At 56.0% G+C, this 23,637-nt stretch carries 14 protein-coding genes; 13 read left to right on the top strand and 1 reads right to left on the bottom strand.

The window, feature by feature from the left end; translation table 11 throughout:
* Positions 1–107 precede the first annotated feature (107 nt).
* Positions 108–1,376: a malic enzyme-like NAD(P)-binding protein gene (locus RHM65_RS03905; protein WP_322167240.1), complete on the top strand. Its 1,269-nt coding sequence runs from the start codon at positions 108–110 to the stop codon at positions 1,374–1,376.
* A gap of 143 nt (positions 1,377–1,519) precedes the next feature.
* Here the strand turns inward: RHM65_RS03905 and RHM65_RS03900 are convergent, their stop codons facing one another.
* Positions 1,520–3,964, bottom strand: coding sequence for a penicillin-binding protein 1A (locus RHM65_RS03900; RefSeq protein WP_416194780.1), 2,445 nt, complete (start codon positions 3,962–3,964; stop codon positions 1,520–1,522).
* Positions 3,965–4,175: 211 nt separating this feature from the next.
* Here RHM65_RS03900 and RHM65_RS03895 point away from each other — a divergent pair, with 211 nt between their 5' ends.
* The 12 genes from RHM65_RS03895 to hemE all read left to right on the top strand — a co-directional run bounded on the left by RHM65_RS03895 (position 4,176) and on the right by hemE (position 23,583).
* Entirely contained in the window at positions 4,176–5,240 is a 1,065-nt protein-coding gene (locus tag RHM65_RS03895; RefSeq protein ID WP_322167242.1) for a pilus assembly protein PilM, read from the top strand.
* Positions 5,240–5,806, top strand: a complete 567-nt coding sequence (locus RHM65_RS03890) for a PilN domain-containing protein (RefSeq protein ID WP_322167243.1) — start codon at positions 5,240–5,242, stop codon at positions 5,804–5,806. The genes RHM65_RS03895 and RHM65_RS03890 overlap by 1 nt, the downstream gene beginning before the upstream one ends.
* Positions 5,803–6,426, top strand: a complete 624-nt coding sequence (pilO, locus tag RHM65_RS03885) for a type 4a pilus biogenesis protein PilO (RefSeq protein ID WP_322167244.1) — start codon at positions 5,803–5,805, stop codon at positions 6,424–6,426. The genes RHM65_RS03890 and pilO overlap by 4 nt, the downstream gene beginning before the upstream one ends.
* The gene (pilP, locus tag RHM65_RS03880) at positions 6,423–6,950 is read left to right on the top strand and encodes a type 4a pilus biogenesis lipoprotein PilP (RefSeq protein WP_322184269.1); all 528 of its coding nucleotides are present in this window, start codon (positions 6,423–6,425) and stop codon (positions 6,948–6,950) included. The genes pilO and pilP overlap by 4 nt, the downstream gene beginning before the upstream one ends.
* A 55-nt stretch (positions 6,951–7,005) precedes the next feature.
* Positions 7,006–9,093: a type IV pilus secretin PilQ gene (gene pilQ / locus RHM65_RS03875; protein ID WP_322167246.1), complete on the top strand. Its 2,088-nt coding sequence runs from the start codon at positions 7,006–7,008 to the stop codon at positions 9,091–9,093.
* A 4-nt stretch (positions 9,094–9,097) separates the two neighbouring features.
* Positions 9,098–9,616: a shikimate kinase AroK gene (gene aroK, locus RHM65_RS03870; protein WP_322167247.1), complete on the top strand. Its 519-nt coding sequence runs from the start codon at positions 9,098–9,100 to the stop codon at positions 9,614–9,616.
* Between the two features lie 157 nt (positions 9,617–9,773).
* A complete protein-coding gene (aroB, locus tag RHM65_RS03865) occupies positions 9,774–10,880 on the top strand; it encodes a 3-dehydroquinate synthase (RefSeq protein ID WP_322167248.1) in 1,107 nt (368 codons plus the stop codon).
* A gap of 10 nt (positions 10,881–10,890) precedes the next feature.
* Positions 10,891–12,504, top strand: a complete 1,614-nt coding sequence (locus RHM65_RS03860; protein WP_322184267.1) for an AAA family ATPase — start codon at positions 10,891–10,893, stop codon at positions 12,502–12,504.
* A 366-nt stretch (positions 12,505–12,870) separates the two neighbouring features.
* Positions 12,871–17,316 (top strand): glutamate synthase large subunit, encoded by a 4,446-nt coding sequence (gene gltB, locus RHM65_RS03855; RefSeq protein ID WP_322167250.1) that lies wholly within the window; start codon positions 12,871–12,873, stop codon positions 17,314–17,316.
* A gap of 120 nt (positions 17,317–17,436) precedes the next feature.
* Positions 17,437–18,855: an FAD-dependent oxidoreductase gene (locus RHM65_RS03850; RefSeq protein ID WP_322167251.1), complete on the top strand. Its 1,419-nt coding sequence runs from the start codon at positions 17,437–17,439 to the stop codon at positions 18,853–18,855.
* A 220-nt stretch (positions 18,856–19,075) separates the two neighbouring features.
* Positions 19,076–22,411 (top strand): dermonecrotic toxin domain-containing protein, encoded by a 3,336-nt coding sequence (locus tag RHM65_RS03845; RefSeq protein WP_322184265.1) that lies wholly within the window; start codon positions 19,076–19,078, stop codon positions 22,409–22,411.
* Between the two features lie 101 nt (positions 22,412–22,512).
* Complete coding sequence (hemE, locus tag RHM65_RS03840) at positions 22,513–23,583, top strand: uroporphyrinogen decarboxylase (RefSeq protein WP_322167254.1); 1,071 nt, start codon at positions 22,513–22,515, stop codon at positions 23,581–23,583.
* Positions 23,584–23,637: the final 54 nt, after the last annotated feature.

The following is a 23,637-nucleotide window of genomic DNA, read 5'->3' as shown; positions in this document are numbered from 1 at the left end:
TAAGCGCTGGGGCTTGACACAAGTGACTGACCAGTCTTGTTAGGACTTTCCATCTTGCGTATCCTCGGCGACCCGTCATCCAACAGTAAAAAAAGCGGAATGCCCACATGTCAGATCTGAAAACTGCCGCTCTCGAATATCACGCCTATCCTCGCCCAGGGAAACTGAGCGTCGAGCTAACAAAGCCAACCGCAACTGCCCGCGATCTGGCCTTGGCTTACAGCCCGGGTGTTGCTGAGCCTGTGCGCGAAATTGCCCGTGATCCTGAACTTGCCTACAAGTACACCGGCAAAGGAAATCTGGTAGCAGTGATTTCCAACGGCACCGCTATCCTTGGCTTGGGTGACCTTGGCCCGCTGGCTTCCAAGCCCGTGATGGAAGGTAAGGGTGTTTTGTTCAAGCGCTTCGCCGGGATCGACGTTTTCGACATCGAAGTCGATGCCGAGAGCCCGCAAGCCTTCATCGATACGGTTAAGCGTATTTCCATTACGTTCGGCGGCATTAACCTCGAAGACATCAAGGCGCCTGAATGTTTTGAAATCGAAAAAGCCCTGATTGAACAATGTGACATTCCGGTGTTCCATGATGACCAGCACGGCACGGCTATCGTGACTGCGGCCGGTATGATCAACGCTTTGGAAATCGTCGGCAAAACCCTTGAGAGCGCGAAAATCGTGTGCTTGGGTGCTGGCGCTGCGGCCATCTCCTGCATGAAGTTGCTGGTAAGCATGGGCGCAAAAATCGAAAACGTGTTCATGGTCGACCGCACCGGCGTGATTCACTCCGGCCGTACCGATCTGAACCAGTACAAGGCGGTATTCGCTCACGCCACCGAAAAACGCACGCTGTCTGACGCCATGCTTGATGCAGACGTTTTTGTGGGTCTGTCAGGTCCGAACCTGCTCAGCGCCGACAACCTGAAGCTGATGGCGGCTAACCCGATCGTGTTCGCGTGCTCGAACCCGGACCCGGAAATCGCTCCCGAGTTGGCTCACGCCACCCGTGATGACGTGATCATGGCCACAGGCCGTTCGGACTACCCGAACCAGGTCAACAACGTGCTGGGCTTCCCATTCATCTTCCGTGGCGCACTGGACGTTCGCGCCAAGCGCATCAACGAAGAGATGAAAATCGCCGCGGCTAACGCTTTGCGTCAATTGGCCAAGCTGCCGGTTCCTCAGGAGGTGTGCGACGCGTACGGCGGCATCAAGCTGGAGTTCGGTCGTGAGTACATTATCCCGAAACCAATGGATGCTCGTCTGCTGGGCGTGATTTCCGATGCCGTGGCTAAAGCCGCCATCGAGACCGGCGTTGCAACGCTGCCGTATCCAAAGAACTACCCGCTGAAAAGCGTTGATGACGTTTTCAACGGCTAAGTCTTGATCGCGATGCAAAAAAAACCTCCAGCAATGGAGGTTTTTTTTGGTGCCAAATTCCTGTAGGAGCCAACTTGTTGGCGAAAGGCTTGACGCGGTGTATCAGGTATATCGCCTCGCCAACAAGTTGGTTCCTACGGGGATCAGAATAAATCGATCGGCGCCGATTCATCCGCTGGCAATGGGCTGTTTGGTCCGGTGCCGCTGCCGCCGACTTCATTCACGCTTGGTGGTGTGTCTTCGCTTTTGAACAGCTCGAAGTAGGCGTTAGGCGTTCCCGGTGACGCTGCGCGGCCACTGATCGGATCGACCCGCAAGCTAAGAATGCCTTCAGGTTCGGCCTGAGTATGGGGCGGTTTGTTTTTCAACGCGGCGCTCATGTAGTTCATCCAGATCGGCAGCGCAACCGTCCCGCCAAACTCCTGCCGGCCCAAGCTTTCTGGCTGGTCGAAACCGGTCCAGACGGTGGTGATGTAATCGGCGTTATAACCGGTGAACCACGCGTCTTTGGATTCGTTGGTTGTCCCGGTTTTGCCCGCAATGTCCGGACGATTCATCGACAGGGCGCGGCGGCCGGTGCCTTTCTTGATCACGTCTTCCAGCATGCTGTTCAGGATGTAAGTGGTACGGCCGTCGACTATCCGCTCTGCAACTGCAGGAACCTGAGGATCGGTCGGTGCGGTCGGGGTGGCAGGCGCAACGCCCGGGGTGTCGTTGATGGCAAACGTTGCGGTATCAACCGCGACCTTGGCATCGTTAAGCGGTACGCTCGGCGGGTTGGCAACGAACAGTGTTGCACCGTCACGGTTTTCAATACGCTGGATCAAGTACGGAGCGATTTTGTATCCGCCATTGGCAAACGTGCTCCATCCCGTGGCGATTTCCATTGGCGTCAGCGTTGCCGTTCCAAGCGCCAGCGACAGGTTGCGCGGCAGGTCCTGCTTGTTAAAGCCGAAGCGCGTGATGTAGTTGATCGCGTTCTCGACACCCAAACTTTGCAACAGGCGGATCGAAACCAGATTGCGCGACTTATACAGCGCTTCACGCAGACGGATCGGACCCAGGAAGGTGTTGGTGTCGTTCTTCGGACGCCAGACCTTATCCAGGTATTCGTCGACAAACACGATCGGCGCATCGTTGACCAGGCTGGAGGCGGTGAAGCCATTATCCAGCGCCGCGCAGTACAGGAAGGGTTTGAAGCTCGAGCCCGGCTGGCGCTTGGCCTGCAGGGCGCGGTTGTAATTGCTCTGTTCGAACGCGAAACCGCCGACCAGCGCGCGAATAGCGCCGTTTTGCGGATCAAGCGACACCAGTGCGCTCTGTGCTGCCGGGATTTGGCTGAACTTGAGCGAGTCATTGGATTGACGCTGGACGCGAATCAAATCACCGACCTGCGCTACATCAGATGGTTGCGACGGCACTTTGCCCAAACTGTTGGTGTTCAGGTATGGCCGAGCCCATTTCATGGTCTCCCATGCCACGGTCTCTTCTTTGTCGCCGTTGCGGGTCAGGACGTGTAACCCGGTTTTATCAACCTGAGTCACGATGGCGGGCTCTAGTCCACTGATCGGACGCTGTTTGGTCATTTCCAGCACCCACGCTTCATGGGTCTTGCCGGCCAAACGCGTTTCCGGGCCACGGTAGCCGTGTCGTTGGTCGTAGCTGATCAAACCTTCCTGCACTGCAGTGTTGGCGTCTTCCTGGCGATCACTTGGCACCGTGGTAGTGACTCGGAAGCCTTCGGTGTACGCCTCGCTGCCATAACGGCCGACCATCTCGGCACGAGCCATTTCGGCAATATACGGTGCGTTCACTTCCGGTGTCGGCACGTGGTAGCTGGCGTTGATCGGTTCAGCCAATGCAACCTGGTAGGCGTTTTGGTCGATTTTACCCAGTTTGTACATGCGGCCGAGAATCCAGTCGCGGCGTTCTTTGGCGCGTACTGGGTTGGCCAGCGGGTTGAAGCGCGATGGTGCTTTAGGCAGGCCGGCGATCATCGCCATCTGCGCGATGCTCACATCACGAATCGACTTGCCGTAATAAACCTGGGCGGCGGCTTCAATGCCGTACGCACGGTTCCCCAGGTAAATTTTATTGACGTACAACTCAAGGATTTCGTCCTTGGTCAGTTGGCGCTCAATTTGCAGGGCTAAGAGGATTTCATTGGTTTTGCGTGAAAAACTGCGTTCACTCGTCAAAAAGAAGTTCTTCGCGACTTGCATCGTGATGGTGCTGCCGCCGGATTGGATATGGCCGCTTTTGATCAGCTGAGACGCCGCTCGCATAAGGCTGCTGGGGTCTACGCCGTAGTGATTGGCGAAGTTGTCATCTTCGGCAGACAGCAGCGCATTGATGAAATTAGGAGGAATATCGGCAAAACGAATAGGTGAACGGCGCATTTCGCCAAATTCAGCAATCAATTTGCCATCACTGCTATAGACCCGAAGCGGGATCTGTAGCTGAATGCTGCGCAGCGCGTCAACAGACGGCAAGCCGGGGGTCAAGTAGAGGTAGGCGCCGCTTAATACGAGCAGCAGCCCGCAAAATACCGCGACGAATGACCACCAGAAAAACTTCAGCAGGCGTATCAAGGCTTTTGGATTTCCAGATAAAAGAATGGGTTAAGCGAAAGCATCAAAAAAAGAGGCATGCCTTGAAGCTTGGCTTTACGAAAAAAACGCTGGGCATTATAAGCATTTTTCGTGTCCGAGCGTTATTTGCGCTACTGTTCGGGCAGGTGCAAGAGGCATAGGGCGCTAAACAATCCGTAAGTGACGGAAACTCATAGGGAATCGGTTTGTGTTCGAACTCTTCGGTAAGAAGGCCAATACCCTTCTAGGGATCGATATTAGCTCCACCTCGGTAAAACTCCTGGAATTGAGTAGATCCGGCACCCGCTACAAAGTTGAATCGTATGCAGTAGAACCGCTGCCCGCCAACGCTGTAGTAGAAAAGAATATTGCCGAGCTCGAAGGGGTTGGTCAGGCGCTGTCTCGTGTGCTGATCAAGGCCAAGACTAATGTCAAAAATGTGGCGGTTGCAGTGGCCGGTTCTGCGGTCATTACCAAAACCATCGAGATGGATGCTGGCCTGTCAGACGATGACATGGAAAACCAGCTGAAGATCGAGGCTGATCAGTACATTCCCTATCCGCTGGAAGAAGTCGCTATCGACTTTGAAGTGCAGGGTTATTCGGCGCGCAACCCCGAGCGCGTCGAGGTATTGCTGGCTGCCTGCCGCAAGGAGAACGTCGAAGTCCGTGAAGCAGCCTTGGCGCTTGCGGGCCTGACAGCCAAAGTGGTTGACGTAGAAGCGTACGCATTGGAGCGTTCCTTTGGCCTTCTTACCGCGCAGCTTGGCCATGATCACGAGCAACTGACCGTGGCAGTGGTCGATATCGGCGCCACCATGACCACCTTGAGCGTTCTGCACAGCGGTCGAATTATCTATACCCGCGAGCAACTGTTCGGTGGCCGCCAACTCACTGAAGAAATTCAACGACGCTACGGCCTCGTAGTGGAGGAGGCTGGCCTGGCGAAGAAGCAAGGCGGGCTGCCCGACGACTACGTGACCGAAGTGCTGCAGCCGTTCAAGGATGCGGTGGTTCAACAAGTGTCGCGTTCGTTGCAGTTCTTCTTTGCTGCTGGCCAATACAACAGCGTGGATTACATCATGCTGGCAGGCGGTACCGCCTCGATTGCGGGTCTGGATCATTTGATTCAACAACGCATCGGCACGCCAACACTGGTCGCCAACCCCTTCGCCGATATGGCGCTGAGCAGCAAAGTCAACGCCGGGGCCTTGGCCAGTGATGCACCGGCATTGATGATTGCCTGTGGTCTCGCGCTGAGGAGTTTCGACTAATGGCGCGGATTAACTTACTGCCGTGGCGTGAGCAACTGCGCGAAGAGCGAAAAAAGCGCTTCCTAACAGCCCTTGTCGGCGTATTGGTCATTGCCGTTGGTGTGGTCTTTCTGGGTGATCAATACATCAGCAATTCCATTGAGCACCAGGCTGCGCGCAACGCCTTCATACAGAAAGAAATTGTTCAGCTCGACCAGCGAATCAAAGAAATCAGTGAGTTGAAAGCGCGTCGCAAGCAATTGCTGGAACGGATGAAAATCATCCAGGACCTGCAAGGCAACCGTCCAATCATCGGTCGAGTTTTTGACCAACTGGCGCGCACGCTGCCCGATGGCGTGTATTTCACTGAAGTAAAAATGACGGACAAGCTCATTGGTATTTCCGGTGCTGCGGAGTCGAACAACCGCGTTTCCGACTTGATGCGTAATCTCGAAGCGTCCGACTGGCTTGAAGGCCCGAGTCTGACCGAGGTCAAGGCCACCACTGCCGGGGGGGTCGATCAAGCGAATACGTTCCAGCTGACCGTGCGCCAAACTCAGCCACAAGTTGAGGGGGGTAAACGATGAAGCCTGGAGAATGGCTGGACAGCCTGCGCAAGATCGATTTCAACGACCTGGACCTGAACAATCTCGGTTCATGGCCTGCGGCGGTCAAGACCATCGCTGGTGCGCTGGTTTTGATTATCGTGCTGGCGCTGGGTTACAACTTTTACCTGAAGGACCTACAGGATCAACTCGACCAGTCACTGGCCAGTGAGGTCACGCTCAAGGAGCAGTTCTCTACCAAGGCCTATCAGGCAGCGAACCTGAATGCCTACAAAATACAAATGAAGGAAATGGAGAACTCGTTCGGCGCACTGCTGCGGCAGTTGCCCAGCGACACTGAGGTTCCGGGACTGCTTGAAGATATCACCCGAACGGGGTTGGGCAGTGGGCTGGAGTTTGAAGAGATCAAGTTGCTGCCAGAAGTGACCCAGCAGTTCTACATCGAACTGCCGATTCAAATCACTGTGGTCGGGGCTTATCACGACCTGGCTACCTTCGCCAGCGGCGTTGCCAGCCTGCCGCGAATCGTGACGCTGCACGACTTCCAGATCAAACCGGTCGAGCCCGGCGGTACGCAAAAATTGCGTATGAGCATTCTGGCCAAGACCTACCGTTACAACGACAAAGGGCAGCAGAAATGAGGGCCACTGGACTGTTGTGCATCAGTGTCACCTTGATCAGCCTGGCCGGTTGCGACAACGCTAATCAGTTTGGCGACTTGCAGACCTACATGGACGAGGTGCGCGCTCGCCCTACCGGCGTGATCGAACCTCTGCCAAAATTTCGTCCTTATGAAGCGTTTTCCTACAGCGCCGCCGCACTGCGCAGTCCGTTTCAGCCGCCGATCAAGGTTGACTTGACCAAGCGTCAAAAAGGTTCGAAGGAAGTTAAGCCGGATGAAACTCGGGTTAAGCAGTTCCTCGAAGGGTTCAACATCGAGCAATTCGAAATGGTAGGCACGATGGCCAACCTCTCGGGAACCTTTGCCCTGGTACGTGGCGCGGGTGGTGTGTATCGGATGAAGGTCGGCGACTACTTGGGCCGCAATGACGGACGCATCGTTGCAATCAGTGATTCGCAGGTCGATGTGGTTGAATTAGTTCCTGATGGAGAGGGCGCATGGCTAGAGCGGCCACGCATTATTTCCCTCAAAGAGAAATCATAAAAGGGTGGAGCCAAGCATGTACAACACCCTCGGATCAGCACAACGGAATTTGATCATGAACAGGATTTTCTCGGTTATCGGCGTTTCGCTTTGGGTCGCGATGATATCGCCGATGCTCGAAGCTGCCAGCTTGAAAACGCTGGATGTTGCGGCGTTGCCGGGAGACCGCGTAGAGCTGAAGTTGACCTTCGACGGGCCGATCCCCGTTCCGCGTGGCTATACCACCGAGCAACCGGCGCGGATTGCGTTGGACTTGCCTGGCGTGACCAGTCAGTTGGCGAGCAAGACTCGCGAGTTGGGCGTAGGGAATGCCCGCAGCGTGGTAGTGGTCGAAGCTAAAGACCGTACGCGGGTGATCATTAACATGACCACGCTTGCGCCTTATAGCTCGCGGGTCGATGGCAACAACCTGTTCTTGGTGGTGGGTCAGGGCGCCGCGACGGCTCAACGCTCCCAGCCAAGTACTGCCACGGGTGCAGCGCGGGTTTCGGTACCTGCCGCTGCTCCGGCTAAATCCTATGCCGCAGTGGGTAAGGCGATCAAGAACATCGACTTCCAGCGCGGCGAGTTGGGCGAGGGTAACGTAGTCATCGAGTTGACCGACTCGGGCATCGCTCCAGACATCCAGGAGCAGGGCGGTAAAATTCGCGTGGATTTTGCCAAGACCCAGTTGCCGGACCCTTTGCGCGTTCGGCTGGATGTGAAAGATTTCGCAACACCAGTGCAGTTCGTCACTGCCAGCGCTACGGGTGACAAAGCCAGTATCAATATTGAGCCAACCGGGGCGTTCGATTACTCGGCCTACCAGACCGATAACAAGCTGACCATCAGCGTGCGTCCGTTGACCAACGATGATGTGGATCGTCGCAACCTCGACAAGCTGGTCTACACCGGCGAAAAGCTTTCGCTGAACTTCCAGGACATCGACGTGCGCTCGGTCCTGCAGTTGATTGCCGATTTTACCAATCTCAACCTAGTGGCCAGCGACACGGTGCAGGGCGGGATTACCTTGCGTCTGCAGAACGTGCCGTGGGATCAGGCGCTGGATTTGGTGCTGAAAACCAAAGGCCTGGATAAGCGCAAAGTGGGCAACGTATTGCTGGTCGCGCCGGCAGACGAAATCGCTGCCCGTGAGCGGCAGGAGCTGGAGTCGATGAAGCAAATTGCCGAGCTGGCACCGCTACGCCGCGAGCTGCTGCAAGTGAACTACGCCAAAGCCGCTGATATTGCCAAGCTATTCCAGTCAGTCACCAGCGCCGAAGCTAAAACCGAAGAGCGCGGTTCGATTACCGTGGATGATCGGACTAACAACATCATTGCCTACCAGACCCAGGATCGACTCGATGAGTTGCGCCGAATTGTCTCGCAGTTGGACATCCCGGTACGTCAGGTGATGATCGAAGCGCGGATCGTCGAAGCCAACGTCGGTTACGACAAGGCGCTGGGCGTGCAATGGGGCGGTTCGACCAATGCTAGCGGTAACGGCAAAACGACAGTGGGCGGCTCCGGTCTGGTGACGACGCCCACTGGCACTACTCCAAACCTCAATTCTCCGTATGTCGATCTGGGCGCAGCCAATGCGACCTCCGGAATCGGTATTTCCTTCCTGACCAACAATACGTTGCTGGACCTTCAGCTCAGCGCCATGGAGAAGACCGGAAACGGCGAAGTAGTTTCCCAGCCGAAAGTTGTCACCTCTGACAAGGAAACGGCGAAAATCCTGAAAGGTACGGAAGTCCCGTATCAGGAGGCCAGCTCCAGCGGTGCAACCTCCGTATCCTTTAAAGAGGCTGCGTTGTCTTTGGAGGTAACCCCGCAGATCACGCCGGATAACCGCATCATCATGGAGGTCAAGGTGACCAAGGATGAGCCGGACTACGTCAATACCGTGCTCGGCGTACCGCCGATCAAGAAAAACGAAGTGAATGCCAAGGTGCTCGTAGCGGACGGTGAAACCATCGTGATTGGTGGCGTATTCTCCAACACCCAAAGTAAAACCGTTGAAAAGGTGCCATTTTTGGGTGATGTGCCGTATGTTGGCCGCCTTTTCCGGCGCGACGTAGTCTCGGAAGCAAAATCCGAACTGCTGGTGTTTCTTACCCCGCGTATCATGAATAACCAGGCGATTGCTGTGAGTCGTTGATTCTGTGCGAAATATAATACTTGTAGGGCCGATGGGGGCGGGCAAAAGCACCATCGGTCGATTGCTGTCCAAAGAGTTGCGCTTGCCGTTCAAAGATTCCGACAAGGAAATTGAACTGCGTTCCGGTGCCAACATTCCGTGGATTTTCGACAAAGAGGGCGAGCCAGGCTTCCGCGATCGCGAACAGCAAATGATTGCTGAACTGTGCGAGGCCGACGGCATCGTACTCGCCACCGGTGGCGGTGCAGTCATGCGCAGCGAGAATCGCCAGGCGCTCCATGCGGGTGGGCGCGTGGTGTATTTGCATGCCTCGGTAGAGCAACAAGTCGGGCGCACTGCCCGTGACCGTAACCGACCTTTGTTGCGAACCGCCGACCCCGCCCGCGTGCTGCGCGAACTGCTGGAAATCCGTGATCCGCTCTATCGAGAAATCGCTGATTTGGTGGTGGAAACCGATGAGCGGCCGCCGCGAATGGTGGTATTACACATTTTGGCCCGCTTGGCCGAACTCGCTCCCCGTTAAAGCGTGGAGCGAAATGCGTTATCCTCCGTCACTCACCCTTGGCATAAAAAACAGCGTTGCGATGTGGCGTAAAGCCATGATTTTTATAGCAGCCATGATTTCATAATCAGACTCAGAGATGACGCGGCAGGCGCACTCTTTATCAGCGTGGGGACACATGCAGACACTTACGGTCGAGCTGGGCGAACGAAGCTACCCGATTCACATTGGCGAAGGCTTGCTGGATCGGCCTGAACTGCTGGCGCCACACATTGCCGGACGGCAGGTGGCGATTGTTTCCAATGCGACCGTTGCGCCCCTTTACCTTGAGCGACTGACCCGCACGCTGAGCAATTACAACGTGTTGCCGGTGGTGCTTGCTGACGGCGAAGCGTTCAAGAACTGGGAAACCCTGCAAACCATTTTCGATGCTCTGCTCACTGCACGGCATGATCGCCGCACCACGGTTATTGCCTTGGGTGGCGGCGTGATCGGCGACATGGCCGGTTTTGCAGCCGCCTGTTATCAGCGCGGCGTAGATTTCATTCAGATTCCAACCACTTTGTTGTCCCAGGTCGATTCGTCCGTGGGTGGTAAAACCGGGATCAATCATCCGCTAGGCAAAAACATGGTGGGCGCGTTTTATCAGCCCAATGTTGTACTGATCGACACTACCACCCTGAACACCTTGCCTGAGCGTGAGCTGTCGGCCGGATTGGCGGAAGTCATCAAATACGGCCTTATCTGCGATGAGCCGTTTCTGACCTGGATTGAAGAAAACGTTGACCAGTTGCGCGCCCTCGACCAAGCGGCGCTGACGGTTGCCATCGAGCGCTCTTGCTCGGCAAAAGCGGCAGTCGTTGGTGTTGACGAGCGCGAGACCGGCAGCCTTCGAGCAACGCTGAATCTGGGCCACACCTTTGGGCATGCCATTGAGACCCATATGGGTTACGGCGTATGGCTGCATGGCGAAGCGGTTGCAACAGGTACGGTCATGGCACTCGAGATGTCCGCCCGCCTGGGCTGGATCACCCAGCAGGAGCGTGATCGCGGTATTCGCTTGTTTCAGCGCGCTGGATTGCCGGTAGTACCGCCGGAAAACATGACCGAGGAGGATTTCCTCGAACACATGGCCATTGACAAGAAAGTCATCGACGGACGTTTGCGTCTGGTCCTGCTACGGCGGATTGGCGAAGCTGTCGTGACGGCCGATTATCCGAAAGAAGTATTACAGGCCACGCTGGGAACGGACTACCGGACCCTGGTGGATCAGCTTAGAGGTTAATGAAAAATCCATGACTAGTTTGCATGCCGACGAGGCCTTTCTCGGCCATTACCAGTTGAGTCATGACCCCTTTGCAACGCGGGTACCTGGCTTCAAATTTTTCCCGGCGCAGCGTAAACCGGTACTCGGCCAGCTCCATCACCTGGCGCGCTACAGCGAGTTATTGTTAGTCGTCACTGGCCCCCAAGGCAGTGGCAAGACGTTATTGCGTCAAGCTCTTGTGGCCAGCACCAACAAGCAGTCGGTGCAAAGTGTGGTCATATCGGCACGCGGTGCCACCGATGCCACAGGTGTACTTCGTCAGGTTGCCCAAGCCCTTGGTGTAGTTCAGCCAGAGATGCGCGCGATCCTGTCGCAGGTCGTACAGCTGGCGTTGACCGGGCAAGAAGTCTATTTATTGGTCGACGATGCCGAACAACTTGGGGAATCCGCACTCGAAGCCTTGCTTGGGTTGGCCGTGGGTACGCCAGAAGGTCGTCCGCATGTCTTCCTGTTTGGCGAGTCGTCGTTGATCGACCGCCTGGATCAGCTCGGCGCAGAGGAAGTGCAAGAGCAAGAACGCTTCCACGTCATCGAGTTGCAACCCTACACCGAAGAGGAAACGCGCGAGTACCTGGCTCAGCGACTGGACGGTGCCGGTCAAGGCATCGAATTGTTCACGGCTGATCAGATTGCCGATATTCACGAGCATTCCAGCGGCTGGCCGGGCGCGATCAACCAGGTCGCCCGCGATGCCATGATCGAAGCCATGATCGCTAGCCGCACGGCGGTTAAGCGTCCAAGTATGGGGTTCAAGATGCCAAAGAAACATGTACTGGCTTTAGGAGCCGTCGTTGTCGTCGGAATATTGGCCGCATGGCTGATGCCGGGCCGTAACGCCAATAACACCGCCACGGCGCCTGCCGCCACCGCGCCGGTCAATGCTCAGGCGCAGTTGCCACTCGGTCAGGGCCAGCCTGCCGCTCAGCAATCGAATAATCAGGGTGGTCCAGCGATTGAGTTCGCCGGCAATTCACAACCCATGCCATTACCATTGGTGGGCAAGTCGCAACCGGTCATGCGCGGTCCGCTGGCTGAAGCCGCGGGCGGTAGCGATGGTGACGAAGGCGGCCCGGCGGGCAATCTGCAGCCGCCCACCGTGACTACCACCGCGCCACCGGTTGGCGTTCCTGCTGGCCCGGCACCAACGGCTGCACCTGTTGCTACTCGCGCTGTCCCGGTCGCGACTGCCAAGCCGGCGCCAGTTGCCAAGCCTGCGTCGGTTCAAGTCGCTACGGCCAAACCAGCGCCGAAGGTTGCAGAGAAACCAGTGGCCGCTGCGGCCAAGCCAGCTGTTGGCGGTAACTGGTACGCCGGTCAGGCGCCGGGCAACTACGTCGTGCAAATCCTCGGCACCAGTTCCGAAACCACCGCTCAGACCTATGTTCACGAACAAGGCGGCGAATACCGTTATTTCAAGAAAACCCTGCAGGGCAAACCCTTGTATGTCGTGACCTACGGCAATTTTTCTACCCACGCAGCTGCTAGCGCAGCCATCAAGGTATTGCCAGCCAAGGTTCAGGCTGGTAAACCTTGGCCTCGTACTGTCGCCAGCATCCAACAGGAACTGGCCGCAAGTCGCTGATATGCTGGCGGCCTGCGCTAAAAGCGTGGGTCGCCGATACGGCACTCCCGAAATCTCGCGTGAGCGTGCTGCTTAACCGCAGCGCGCCTGCTGGTGTCTGTGTTACAGGCATAAGCGATGATTTAGGGCAGTCTGGTCGATTTCATAAAAAAGACTTTGACTAGCACAACTTCTAGCTTTAAACCTTTCATCAATGCGACATAGATTTGCGACTGTTCGTCGCCGAGTTTGTGAGCTTTTGTGTCGGTGTGTACAATGACCTCCCTTTTGCCCCCGCAAAGCTGGCGAACGTCTGGCGCGGTTGGTAACTGATTGAATTGAAAAGAAAATTGCCTCAAAAAGAGGCAGCCTGGTGAGAAAGTGTCTATGAAAGCAGGTCTGTACCATCCAGATGAGTTCAAGGATAACTGTGGTTTTGGCCTGATCGCCCATATGCAGGGCGAGGCGAGCCATAACCTGTTGCAGACGGCTATCGAAGCCCTGACCTGCATGACCCACCGTGGTGGGATCAATGCTGACGGCAAGACCGGCGATGGCTGTGGTCTGCTGATTCAAAAACCCGATGCGTTTTTGCGGGCCATGGCCCAGCAACATTTCGATGTCGAGTTACCCAAGCAGTACGCCGTCGGCATGGTGTTCCTCAATCAGGACACGGCCAAAGCAGACGCTGCGCGCGAAAACATGAACCGTGAGATTCTGGCTGCCGGTCTGCAATTGATCGGCTGGCGTAAAGTTCCGATTGATACCAGCGTACTCGGCCGTCTGGCCCTGGAGCGTCTGCCGCAAATCGAGCAGGTCTACATCGGTGGCGAAGGCCTCAGCGATCAAGCGTTCGCGATCAAATTGTTCAGCTCCCGTCGTCGCTCGTCAGTGGCCAATGCCGCCGACAGCGAGCATTACGTGTGCAGCTTTTCGCACAAGACCATCATTTATAAAGGCCTGATGATGCCGGCCGATTTGACGGCCTTCTTCCCAGACCTCCGCGACGAACGCCTGCAAACCGCGATTTGCGTGTTTCACCAGCGTTTCTCGACCAACACCCTGCCGAAATGGCCGCTGGCACAGCCTTTTCGCTTTCTCGCCCACAACGGCGAGATCAACACCATCACCGGGAACCGCAACTGGGCCCAGGCCCGTCGCACCAAGTTCGCTAACGAACTGATGCCGGACCTGGAAGAGCTTGGCCCGCTTGTAAACAGCGTAGGTTCCGACTCATCGAGCATGGACAACATGCTTGAGCTGATGGTGACCGGTGGTATCGACCTGTTCCGTGGCGTGCGGATGCTGATTCCGCCTGCGTGGCAAAATGCCGACACCATGGACGCCGAACTGCGTGCGTTCTACGAATACAACTCCATGCACATGGAACCGTGGGATGGCCCTGCCGGTGTCGTAATGACCGATGGTCGTCACGCGGTGTGCCTGCTCGACCGTAACGGTCTGCGTCCGGCACGTTGGGTCACCACCAAAAACGGTTACATCACCCTGGCATCGGAAATCGGTGTCTGGAACTACAAGCCTGAAGACGTCATTGCCAAAGGCCGTGTCGGTCCTGGGCAGATTTTCGCGGTGGACACTGAGACCGGCCAGATCCTGGATACCGACTCCATCGACAACCGCTTGAAATCGCGCCATCCGTACAAGCAATGGCTGCGCAAGAATGCCCTGCGCATCCAGGCCAACCTGGTCGATGATCAAGGTGAAGCCAGCTACGACTCGGACCAGCTCAAGCAATACATGAAGATGTTCCAGGTGACGTTCGAAGAGCGTGATCAGGTGCTGCGTCCGTTGGCCGAACAAGGCCAGGAAGCCGTCGGTTCCATGGGTGATGACACGCCGATGGCCGTGCTGTCCCAGCGCGTGCGCTCGCCTTATGACTACTTCCGTCAGCAGTTTGCGCAGGTGACTAACCCGCCCATCGATCCGCTGCGTGAAGCCATCGTCATGTCGTTGGAGATCTGCCTCGGTGCCGAGCGCAACATCTTCCAGGAATCGCCTGAGCACGCGTCACGGGTGATTCTCAGCTCGCCGGTTATTTCTCCGCCAAAATGGCGTGCGCTGATGACACTGGAGCGTCCGGGTTTCGAACGTTATTTCATCGACTTGAACTACGACGAAAACGTCGGCCTTGAAGCGGCGATTCTGAACATCGCCGATCAGGCGGAAGAAGCCGTGCGTGCTGGTAAAACTCAGTTGGTGCTGAGCGATCGTCATATCGCCCCCGGCAAGCTGCCGGCTCACGCCGCGCTGGCCGTCGGCGCGGTACACCATCGCCTGACCGAAAAAGGCCTGCGTTGCGACAGCAACATCCTGGTAGAAACCGCCACAGCCCGAGACCCGCATCATTTCGCGGTGTTGATCGGTTTTGGCGCTTCAGCGGTTTACCCGTTCCTCGCGTACGAAGTATTGGCCGACCTGATCCGTACCGGCGAAGTGCTGGCGGACCTGGACGAAGCGTTCAAGTACTACCGCAAAGGCATCTCCAAAGGGTTGCTGAAAATCCTGTCGAAGATGGGTATCTCAACCGTTGCGTCCTACCGTGGCGCGCAATTGTTCGAAGCCATCGGCCTGGCCGACGAGATCGTCAACCAGAGCTTCCGTGGCGTGCCGAGCCGGATTAAAGGTGCGCGTTTTATCGACCTCGAAGCCGAGCAGAAACTGCTTGCCGTTGAAGCCTGGAGCCCACGCAAATCGATCCAACAAGGTGGCCTTCTCAAGTTTGTGCATGGCGGTGAATACCACGCCTACAACCCTGAGGTGGTCACCACTTTGCAAGCCGCCGTGCAGCAAGGCGACTACAGCAAGTTTAAGGAATACACCACGCTGGTGGACACCCGTCCGGTGTCGATGATTCGCGACATGTTCAAGCTCAAGACCCTTGACCAGCCGTTGGCGATTGAAGAAATCGAGCCGCTGGACAAGATTCTCAAGCGTTTCGACTCGGCAGGCATCTCTCTGGGCGCGCTGTCGCCTGAAGCTCACGAAGCCCTGGCCGAAGCCATGAACCGCCTGGGTGCGCGCTCTAACTCCGGCGAAGGCGGCGAAGATCCTGCGCGTTACGGCACGATCAAAAGCTCGAAGATCAAGCAAGTCGCGACCGGCCGTTTTGGCGTTACCGCCGAATATCTGGTCAATGCTGAAGTGATGCAGATCAAAGTCGCGCAGGGCGCCAAGCCCGGCGAAGGTGGTCAACTGCCAGGCGGCAAGGTCAACGGTTTGATTGCCAAGTTGCGTTATGCAGTGCCTGGCGTGACCCTGATTTCGCCGCCACCGCACCACGACATCTACTCCATCGAAGATTTGTCGCAGCTGATTTTTGACTTGAAACAAGTCAACCCGGCAGCGCTGGTTTCGGTCAAGTTGGTCGCGGAAGCGGGCGTCGGTACCATCGCGGCGGGCGTCGCCAAGGCGTACGCCGACCTGATCACTATTTCCGGCTACGACGGCGGAACCGGTGCATCGCCGCTGACCTCGATCAAATACGCGGGCGCTCCGTGGGAACTCGGCTTGGCCGAAACTCACCAGACCCTGCGTGGCAACGACCTGCGCGGCAAGGTCCGGGTGCAAACCGATGGTGGTTTGAAAACCGGCCTCGACGTGATCAAGGCTGCGATCCTCGGCGCCGAAAGCTTCGGCTTCGGTACCGCGCCAATGATTGCGCTGGGCTGCAAATACTTGCGTATCTGCCACCTGAACAACTGCGCCACCGGGGTTGCCACCCAAAACGAAAAGCTGCGCAAAGATCACTACATTGGCACGGTCGACATGGTGATCAACTTTTTCACCTTCGTCGCCGAAGAGACCCGTGAGTGGTTGGCCAAGTTGGGCGTGCGTAGCCTCGAAGAACTGATCGGCCGCACGGACCTGCTGGAAATCCTGCCGGGCGAAACTGCCAAGCAGCAGCAATTGGACCTGACGCCACTGTTGGGCAGCGATCACATCCCTGCCGACAAAGCTCAGTTCTGCACCGTGGACCGCAATCCGCCGTTCGACAAAGGCTTGCTGGCCGAAAAAATGGTCGAGCTGGCCAAACCAGCCATTGTCGAACTCAGCGGCGCCGAGTTTTCACTGGATATCTGTAACTGCGACCGCTCCATCGGCGCGCGGATTTCCGGTGAAGTGGCCAAGCTGCACGGCAACCACGGCATGGACAACGCCCCAATCACGTTCCGCTTTAAAGGCACGGCCGGGCAAAGCTTCGGCGTGTGGAATGTCGGCGGCTTGAACATGTACCTCGAAGGCGACGCTAACGACTACGTGGGTAAAGGCATGGCTGGCGGCAAGCTGGTCATCGTTCCACCGGTTGGCAGTGCGTTCAAGACTCAGGACAGCGCCATCATCGGCAACACCTGCTTGTACGGCGCAACCGGTGGCAAGTTGTTTGCTGCTGGTACCGCAGGCGAGCGTTTCGGTGTACGTAACTCCGGCGCCCACGCGATTGTCGAAGGCACTGGCGATCACTGCTGCGAATACATGACGGGCGGTTTCATCTGCGTGCTGGGCAAAACCGGTAACAACTTCGGTTCCGGCATGACCGGTGGTTTCGCCTACGTGCTGGACCAAGACAACACCTTCGTCGACAAGGTTAACCACGAGTTGGTGGAAATCCAGCGGATCAGCGGCGAATCGATGGAAGCCAACCGCAGCCATTTGCAGCGTGTATTGGCCGAATATGTCGAGGAAACCAACAGCGAGTGGGGCCGTAACCTCTCGGAAAACCTCGATGACTATTTGCGTCGGTTCTGGTTGGTGAAGCCTAAAGCAGCGAGCTTGAAATCGCTGCTGTCCAGTACCCGAGCGAATCCGGAATAAGAGCAGCCATAAGCTTCAAGCCCCAAGCTGCAGTTTGAAGCAGCGCGGGGTTTGGGCTTGATATGATTTTCTTGCAGCTTGAAGCTAGAGCCTGAAGCTGCAGTCAGGAGTTTTTTAGTAATGGCTGACCGTCTGAGTAATGACTTCCAGTTCATCGAGGTTGGGCGCAAAGATCCGAAGAAGAAGCTCTTGCGTCAGCGCAAGAAAGAGTTCGTCGAGATTTATGAACCGTTCAAACCCCAGCAATCGGCCGATCAGGCCCACCGCTGTTTGGGCTGCGGTAACCCGTATTGCGAGTGGAAGTGCCCGGTGCACAACTTTATTCCCAACTGGCTCAAGCTGGTTGCGGAAGGCAACATTCTGGCCGCCGCTGAGCTGTCGCATCAGACCAACACGCTGCCGGAAGTTTGCGGCCGTGTGTGTCCTCAGGATCGTCTGTGTGAGGGCGCTTGCACCCTCAACGACGGTTTTGGTGCGGTGACTATTGGTTCGGTCGAGAAATACATCACCGACACCGCCTTCGCCATGGGCTGGCGTCCCGACATGTCCAAGGTCGTCTCGACCGGTAAGCGTGTTGCGATCATCGGCGCCGGGCCTGCGGGCCTCGGTTGCGCCGACGTATTGGTGCGCGGCGGCGTGGCTCCGGTGGTGTTCGACAAGAACCCGGAAATCGGCGGTCTGCTGACCTTCGGTATTCCTGAGTTCAAGCTGGAAAAAACCGTACTGAGCCATCGTCGCGAAGTCTTCACTGGCATGGGTATTGAGTTCCGTCTCAATACCGAAGTCGGTAAGGACGTGACCATGGATCAACTGCTCGAAGAGTACGATGCCGTGTTCATGGGCATGGGCACTTACACCTACATGAAGGGCGGTTTTGCCGGTGAAGACCTGCCGGGCGTGCATGACGCGCTCGACTACCTCATCGCTAACGTCAATCGCAATCTTGGCTTTGAAAAGTCGTCGGAAGACTTCGTCGACATGAAGGGCAAAAAGATTGTGGTGCTGGGCGGTGGTGACACTGCGATGGACTGCAACCGTACCGCGATTCGTCAGGGCGCCAAGTCGGTAACCTGTGCATATCGTCGTGATGAAGCGAACATGCCGGGCTCGCGCAAAGAAGTGAAGAACGCCAAGGAAGAAGGGGTGCGATTCCTCTACAACCGTCAGCCGATTGCTATCGTGGGTGAAGACAAAGTTGAAGGCGTGAAAGTGGTTGAGACTCGTCTTGGCGAGCCTGATGCCCGCGGCCGACGCAGCCCTGAGCCGATTCCGGGTTCTGAAGAGATTATTCCGGCAGACGCCGTTGTCATCGCCTTCGGTTTCCGTCCAAGCCCAGCGCAGTGGTTCGAAGCGTTCAGCATCCAGACCGACAGCCAAGGTCGCGTTATCGCCCCGGAACAGGCGCAATTCAAGCACCAGACCAGCCACCCGAAAATCTTCGCGGGTGGCGACATGGTTCGTGGTTCTGACTTGGTAGTAACGGCCATTTTCGAAGGCCGTAACGCGGCCGAAGGGATTCTGGACTACCTGGGCCTTTAAATTCAGCCGCTGCACAGGTTTCTGTAGAAACTGCTAAAGGCTGCTATAAGGTCCGATGGCCCATCACTAACGTGTGGCTTCTACAGGTACTGTGTTTTCCTGATATTTCCGAGCGCTATTTCTGTTTGCACAGTGTGCTAGCGTGCACCTCTTCAATTACGGGGAGGTCGCCGCCAGGGTTGTCCTCCTCCACACCCATGTCATTTGCAAGGATGCAATCATGACAGCACCTACCGCAACGCCTCTTCGATCCATGCTTTCCGAAAATGCCACCGGCTTCATGCCAAGCTCAGTGTCAGCCCGAGAGCAACGCGCTCGCGAAAAGACAGATCGGACCATCAAGCAGTTCATCGAAAAATTCATCGAAAAAGGTTTTTTTCCGCTGGGCAGCGAGCCGCTGATCTTTTGTCTGCTGCCTCAACTCACCGAGTGGCCATCGGACGTGCAACTTAAGGTCGTCAACGAAAACGGCGATACCATCGCGACCTATCTTAAAGGCAGTGACCCCAGCGTTATTAAACACAGTGTTTCAGTGGTGCAGGATCGCTCTGGCGAATATGCCACCTCGTCAGACGACGGCGACGAAGAACTGCTCCCGCTCATCATCAGCCAACTTCCTGCGGGTTCTCAACTGGGGGTTGGCGGTGACTTTCCGAACAGCTCCAGCCCAGACGGGCGCATTGTTACGCTACGCAAGCAGCTGGTTGATTTACTCAAGTCAGAGCGAGCCGCTGTATTTGAGGCTTTGCTCTGGGACGATGGCGCGATGAAGTGCGATCCCTACTTCAGCCATCGCAACCGCTTCTTGCCACTTTGGCTACAGCAAGTTCACGAGCATTCACCTGTATTAAAGGTGTTATTGGCACTGAGCCCCTCAGTCCCCGCCGAGCGTCTCAATGCGCTGTTGGACCGATTCCCTCTGTCGGAGGCAGAGGAACAAGATTTTTTGGATAAAGATGTATTGCCTGCTTCCTTTATTAAAGCTTTGAATCATTCCGTAGAAGAATGGCGTAATGACCGAGCGCTTGATGGCATTTTCCATAAAAGAACCTACAACGAAGATGCTGACGCACTCACTAGAACCTGCGCCCAACGTATATTAAAGAGTCTTTTGGGTTACCAATTATTGATCGCCGAAGTCGATCAGGAAGGCAAGTATGTTATTGACCCTGAACCGTCGACAGCCTCAATTGTTTTGTTACATAGCGGCAATGGTTACTACGCGGCGAAAAACCTCGGCAATGATGAGGTTTACCGTTTCAGTGGCGGCACCGACACCTTTTATCTGGCCATTGCATCGGTGCTGCAACCTCATGAACGTTTAAGTCTCGGGATGCATTCTGATACCGATGTTGACGGTTTGCGCCTGATGCTAGGCAATGTCGCCGCCGCTGCGAGCGGCGGTTGGTATGACCCGCAGCAACCTTTGCAAGTTAAGGAGGCGTCGCTGCCCGATTGGATGAAGCAGGCCTCAACCGCGGACAAACTCATTTGGAACAATGCTACTCAGAACTATCGTCAGGCGTTGATAGAAGCGCAAGCGCCTGCGCTTCCAAGCCTCAGTGAATACGGCGATGCCGATCAACTGCGCGTTTACGCCAAAAACCTGCTCAGAGACCGCCTTGAATTCGACCTGGGTTTGCGGCTGGATCCGGATGATATAACGGTCGAGATCACCAACAGTGAGTGGATCCCCTTTCAGGGGCCGGTAGGTCTTGGGCCCGGCGGTGCGGTTCTTCCGGTAGTCGGCGGGGGACTTAAAATTACTCCGACACGGTGCAGTCTCCCTCAGCTCTGTTTGCAAAATATAAGCCTCTTCGATTTAAACTTTTTGCTGACGGCGAGCTTCGTTGATAAAAACGACATTCCAATTAAGGAATTAAGCAGCCGTTATGTGCACAGTCTCGTCCGCGAACTAAATGTGGGCGACAGCTACACCGCATTTCTGAAGCAGCGTTTGCTGACCTCCTTTCATGGTCAGTGGAGTCGCGATCAATATGCACGGGTCATGGATGCGCAAATGCGTCTGGACGCCATCGAAGCCAAAATGGCCATGGACTTTCTAGACGACGGTAGTTTGCCGCCAGAACTCGCAGACCGAGGCTATAAGTGGGTAATGGCCGTTCTTGATCGCGCGGTCGATAGCGAGGCGAGCGTACGGGTTGAAGGTCACCGCATTCGGGTACAGGAAGTTAAGCTCACCGATTCGACGCCGACTAACTTGCATTACTACGGCCCACCGGGGGTTTACTCCCCTGGCCAATTCGATGGTCTGACGTTGCAGGGGGTGTTAATAATCGCTCCCGAATCCAGGCAAAGCATTCCGAGTGTAGTGGTCTATACGCCCTCGGCTCCGGACAGCGTGAGTTTCCGTGAATATGCCAGTGAGCAGGAAATGCTGGAGAAACTATTCGCTAATTCTCTGTTAGCTGACTATCTGATAAGCAGGCTGCCTGTAGAGCCGAAAACCGCATTGGGTGAAGTATTTGGCACACTTATAAGTGAGGGCCACTTGAAAGTCACACCTTCCCGGGTAATTGCTGAGAACGTCTACTTCGCCAGTTACGAGGCTGAAGTTCAGCGCATTATCGATCAAGTCGATGCGCAAACGACCAGCACTAGCGAGGTCAACTGGCAAACGGCCTGGACCATTGCTAGTTCATTGGCCGAATTGGCGATTGAGTTCACGCCGTTTAAGGTCAGATTGCCCATCGCTGCCGCGCGCAGTATTTATGCCGTTTCGCGGGGGGTTCGAGCGGTGGGCGAGGGGAATAGCAGCGCTGCTGTGCATTTTGTACAGGCCGCGTTACTTCTGACTGATGGTTTACCAGGGAGCAAGAAACCAAAAGCGAACAGGACGCGCTTTGGCGGGCTGACACCGGCAACGGCCTTGTCGGATGAGCCTGGAGGGTTGAAATTACGTACCGACGGCGTCTACAGCGGCGTATATGAAAAAGCGAACATTTCCGGCCCTTCGAGTTTTTATGGCCAGCGTGCAGGGAAGACCTTTCCTATTCGGTACGATGCCGATAACGCCACATGGCGTGTTATAGATCCGCGAAGACCGGATGCTTATTACCAGATGCCCATTCGCATTGATGAACAGGGAAACTGGAATTACAACAACATCGGATTATCGGGGGGAGGGCCAGGTAAGGGCGCGAAAAAAGCTGCGAAAGCTGCCAAAGCCTCTAACGTCAGCGATGCGCCGGCAGCAGCCAGTTCTGTAAATGTTTCGTCGGTCGGTAAGAAGAATTTCACAATTGAAATGGGTGACTTCTTAGACAGTCATGCGTTTAAGGATGCTCAAAAACGTCTCCCGAATGATGACCTTGCCGCCGCCATTAACACTGCTGTTGAAAGGTACTTACTTAACGGTGAAGGCAAATTGCACCCCTCTGCGGGTGGTCTCTATACCTTGGATCTTCCGGGCATCGGACAAAGCACCGGGCGAGGAAATTGGCGCTTATGGTTCGACCGGCCAACGTTAAATCCTAAAAACCCTAAATCCAAAAGGGCGATGCAACTGATATTTAACAAGGTTGATACTCACTAAACCTGCGACAAATCGCCTCGATAGATAAAAGGCACGGCTCTTGCCGTGCCTTTTGCGTCCGTCTCTGAGAAAATGCCCACACTTTTTAACCGGATGCCGACATGACTGTCCTGAAGAACGATCGTTTCCTTCGTGCCCTGCTAAAGCAGCCCGTCGATGTCACCCCCGTGTGGATGATGCGTCAGGCCGGTCGTTATCTGCCGGAGTACCGCGCCAGTCGCGCCAAGGCCGGTGATTTCATGAGCCTGTGCATGAATCCGGAGTTCGCTTGCGAAGTCACACTGCAACCGCTGGACCGCTACCCCCAGTTGGACGCGGCCATCCTGTTCTCCGACATTCTGACCATCCCGGACGCCATGGGCCTTGGTCTGTATTTTGAAACCGGCGAAGGTCCGCGCTTCAAGAAAACCGTCAGTACCTTAGCCGACATCGAAGCGCTGCCGATTCCTGATCCGCAGAAAGACCTTGGCTACGTAATGGACGCCGTCAGCACCATCAGCCGCGAGCTCAACGGCCGCGTGCCCTTGATTGGCTTCTCTGGCAGCCCATGGACCCTGGCGACGTATATGGTCGAAGGCGGTTCATCGAAAGATTTCCGCAAGTCCAAAGCCATGCTCTACGACAATCCACAGGCCATGCATCTGTTGCTGGATAAATTGGCGCAGTCCGTAACCTCGTACCTCAACGGCCAGATCCTCGCGGGCGCACAAGCGGTGCAGATCTTTGACAGTTGGGGCGGTAGCCTGTCGGCAGCGGCATATCAGGAATTCTCACTGGCCTACATGCGCAAAATCGTCAACGGCCTGATCCGTGAACACGACGGGCGCAAAGTGCCGGTCATCCTGTTCACCAAAGGCGGCGGCCTGTGGTTGGAAAGCATTGCTGACGCGGGCGCTGATGCACTGGGCCTGGACTGGACGTGCGACATCGGCGAAGCCCGTCAGCGCGTCGGCAACAAAGTCGCCTTGCAAGGCAACATGGACCCGACCGTGCTTTACGCTAACCCTGCCGCAATCCGCAGCGAAGTCTCACGCATCCTCGCCAGTTACGGCAGCGGCACCGGACACGTTTTCAACCTCGGTCATGGCATTACGCCTGAAGTTGACCCGGCTAACGCAGGCGTCTTTATGGAAGCGGTGCATGAAATGTCGGCGCAGTATCACGCAGACTAAGTAGTTTTCACCCCGTTCCTGCTACCGCACTCGCCGTAGCAGGTTTTTTTGTTG

It is taken from the genome of Pseudomonas sp. CCI4.2 (genome assembly GCF_034350045.1).
Lineage (GTDB): Bacteria > Pseudomonadota > Gammaproteobacteria > Pseudomonadales > Pseudomonadaceae > Aquipseudomonas.
Note: the sequence above shows the minus strand (reverse complement) of the source record. Positions and strands in the feature narration are given on the sequence as shown.

Bases quoted from the DNA above. Each gene is read 5' to 3' on its own strand.
- aroB (WP_322167248.1), top strand. From the start codon at position 9,774: ATGCAGACACTTACGGTCGAGCTGGGCGAACGAAGCTACCCGATTCAC.
- RHM65_RS03890 (WP_322167243.1), top strand. From the start codon at position 5,240: ATGGCGCGGATTAACTTACTGCCGTGGCGTGAGCAACTGCGCGAAGAG.
- RHM65_RS03845 (WP_322184265.1), top strand. From the start codon at position 19,076: ATGACAGCACCTACCGCAACGCCTCTTCGATCCATGCTTTCCGAAAAT.
- RHM65_RS03905 (WP_322167240.1), top strand. From the start codon at position 108: ATGTCAGATCTGAAAACTGCCGCTCTCGAATATCACGCCTATCCTCGC.
- RHM65_RS03850 (WP_322167251.1), top strand. From the start codon at position 17,437: ATGGCTGACCGTCTGAGTAATGACTTCCAGTTCATCGAGGTTGGGCGC.
- hemE (WP_322167254.1), top strand. From the start codon at position 22,513: ATGACTGTCCTGAAGAACGATCGTTTCCTTCGTGCCCTGCTAAAGCAG.
- RHM65_RS03860 (WP_322184267.1), top strand. From the start codon at position 10,891: ATGACTAGTTTGCATGCCGACGAGGCCTTTCTCGGCCATTACCAGTTG.
- pilO (WP_322167244.1), top strand. From the start codon at position 5,803: ATGAAGCCTGGAGAATGGCTGGACAGCCTGCGCAAGATCGATTTCAAC.
- pilP (WP_322184269.1), top strand. From the start codon at position 6,423: ATGAGGGCCACTGGACTGTTGTGCATCAGTGTCACCTTGATCAGCCTG.
- pilQ (WP_322167246.1), top strand. From the start codon at position 7,006: ATGAACAGGATTTTCTCGGTTATCGGCGTTTCGCTTTGGGTCGCGATG.
- gltB (WP_322167250.1), top strand. From the start codon at position 12,871: ATGAAAGCAGGTCTGTACCATCCAGATGAGTTCAAGGATAACTGTGGT.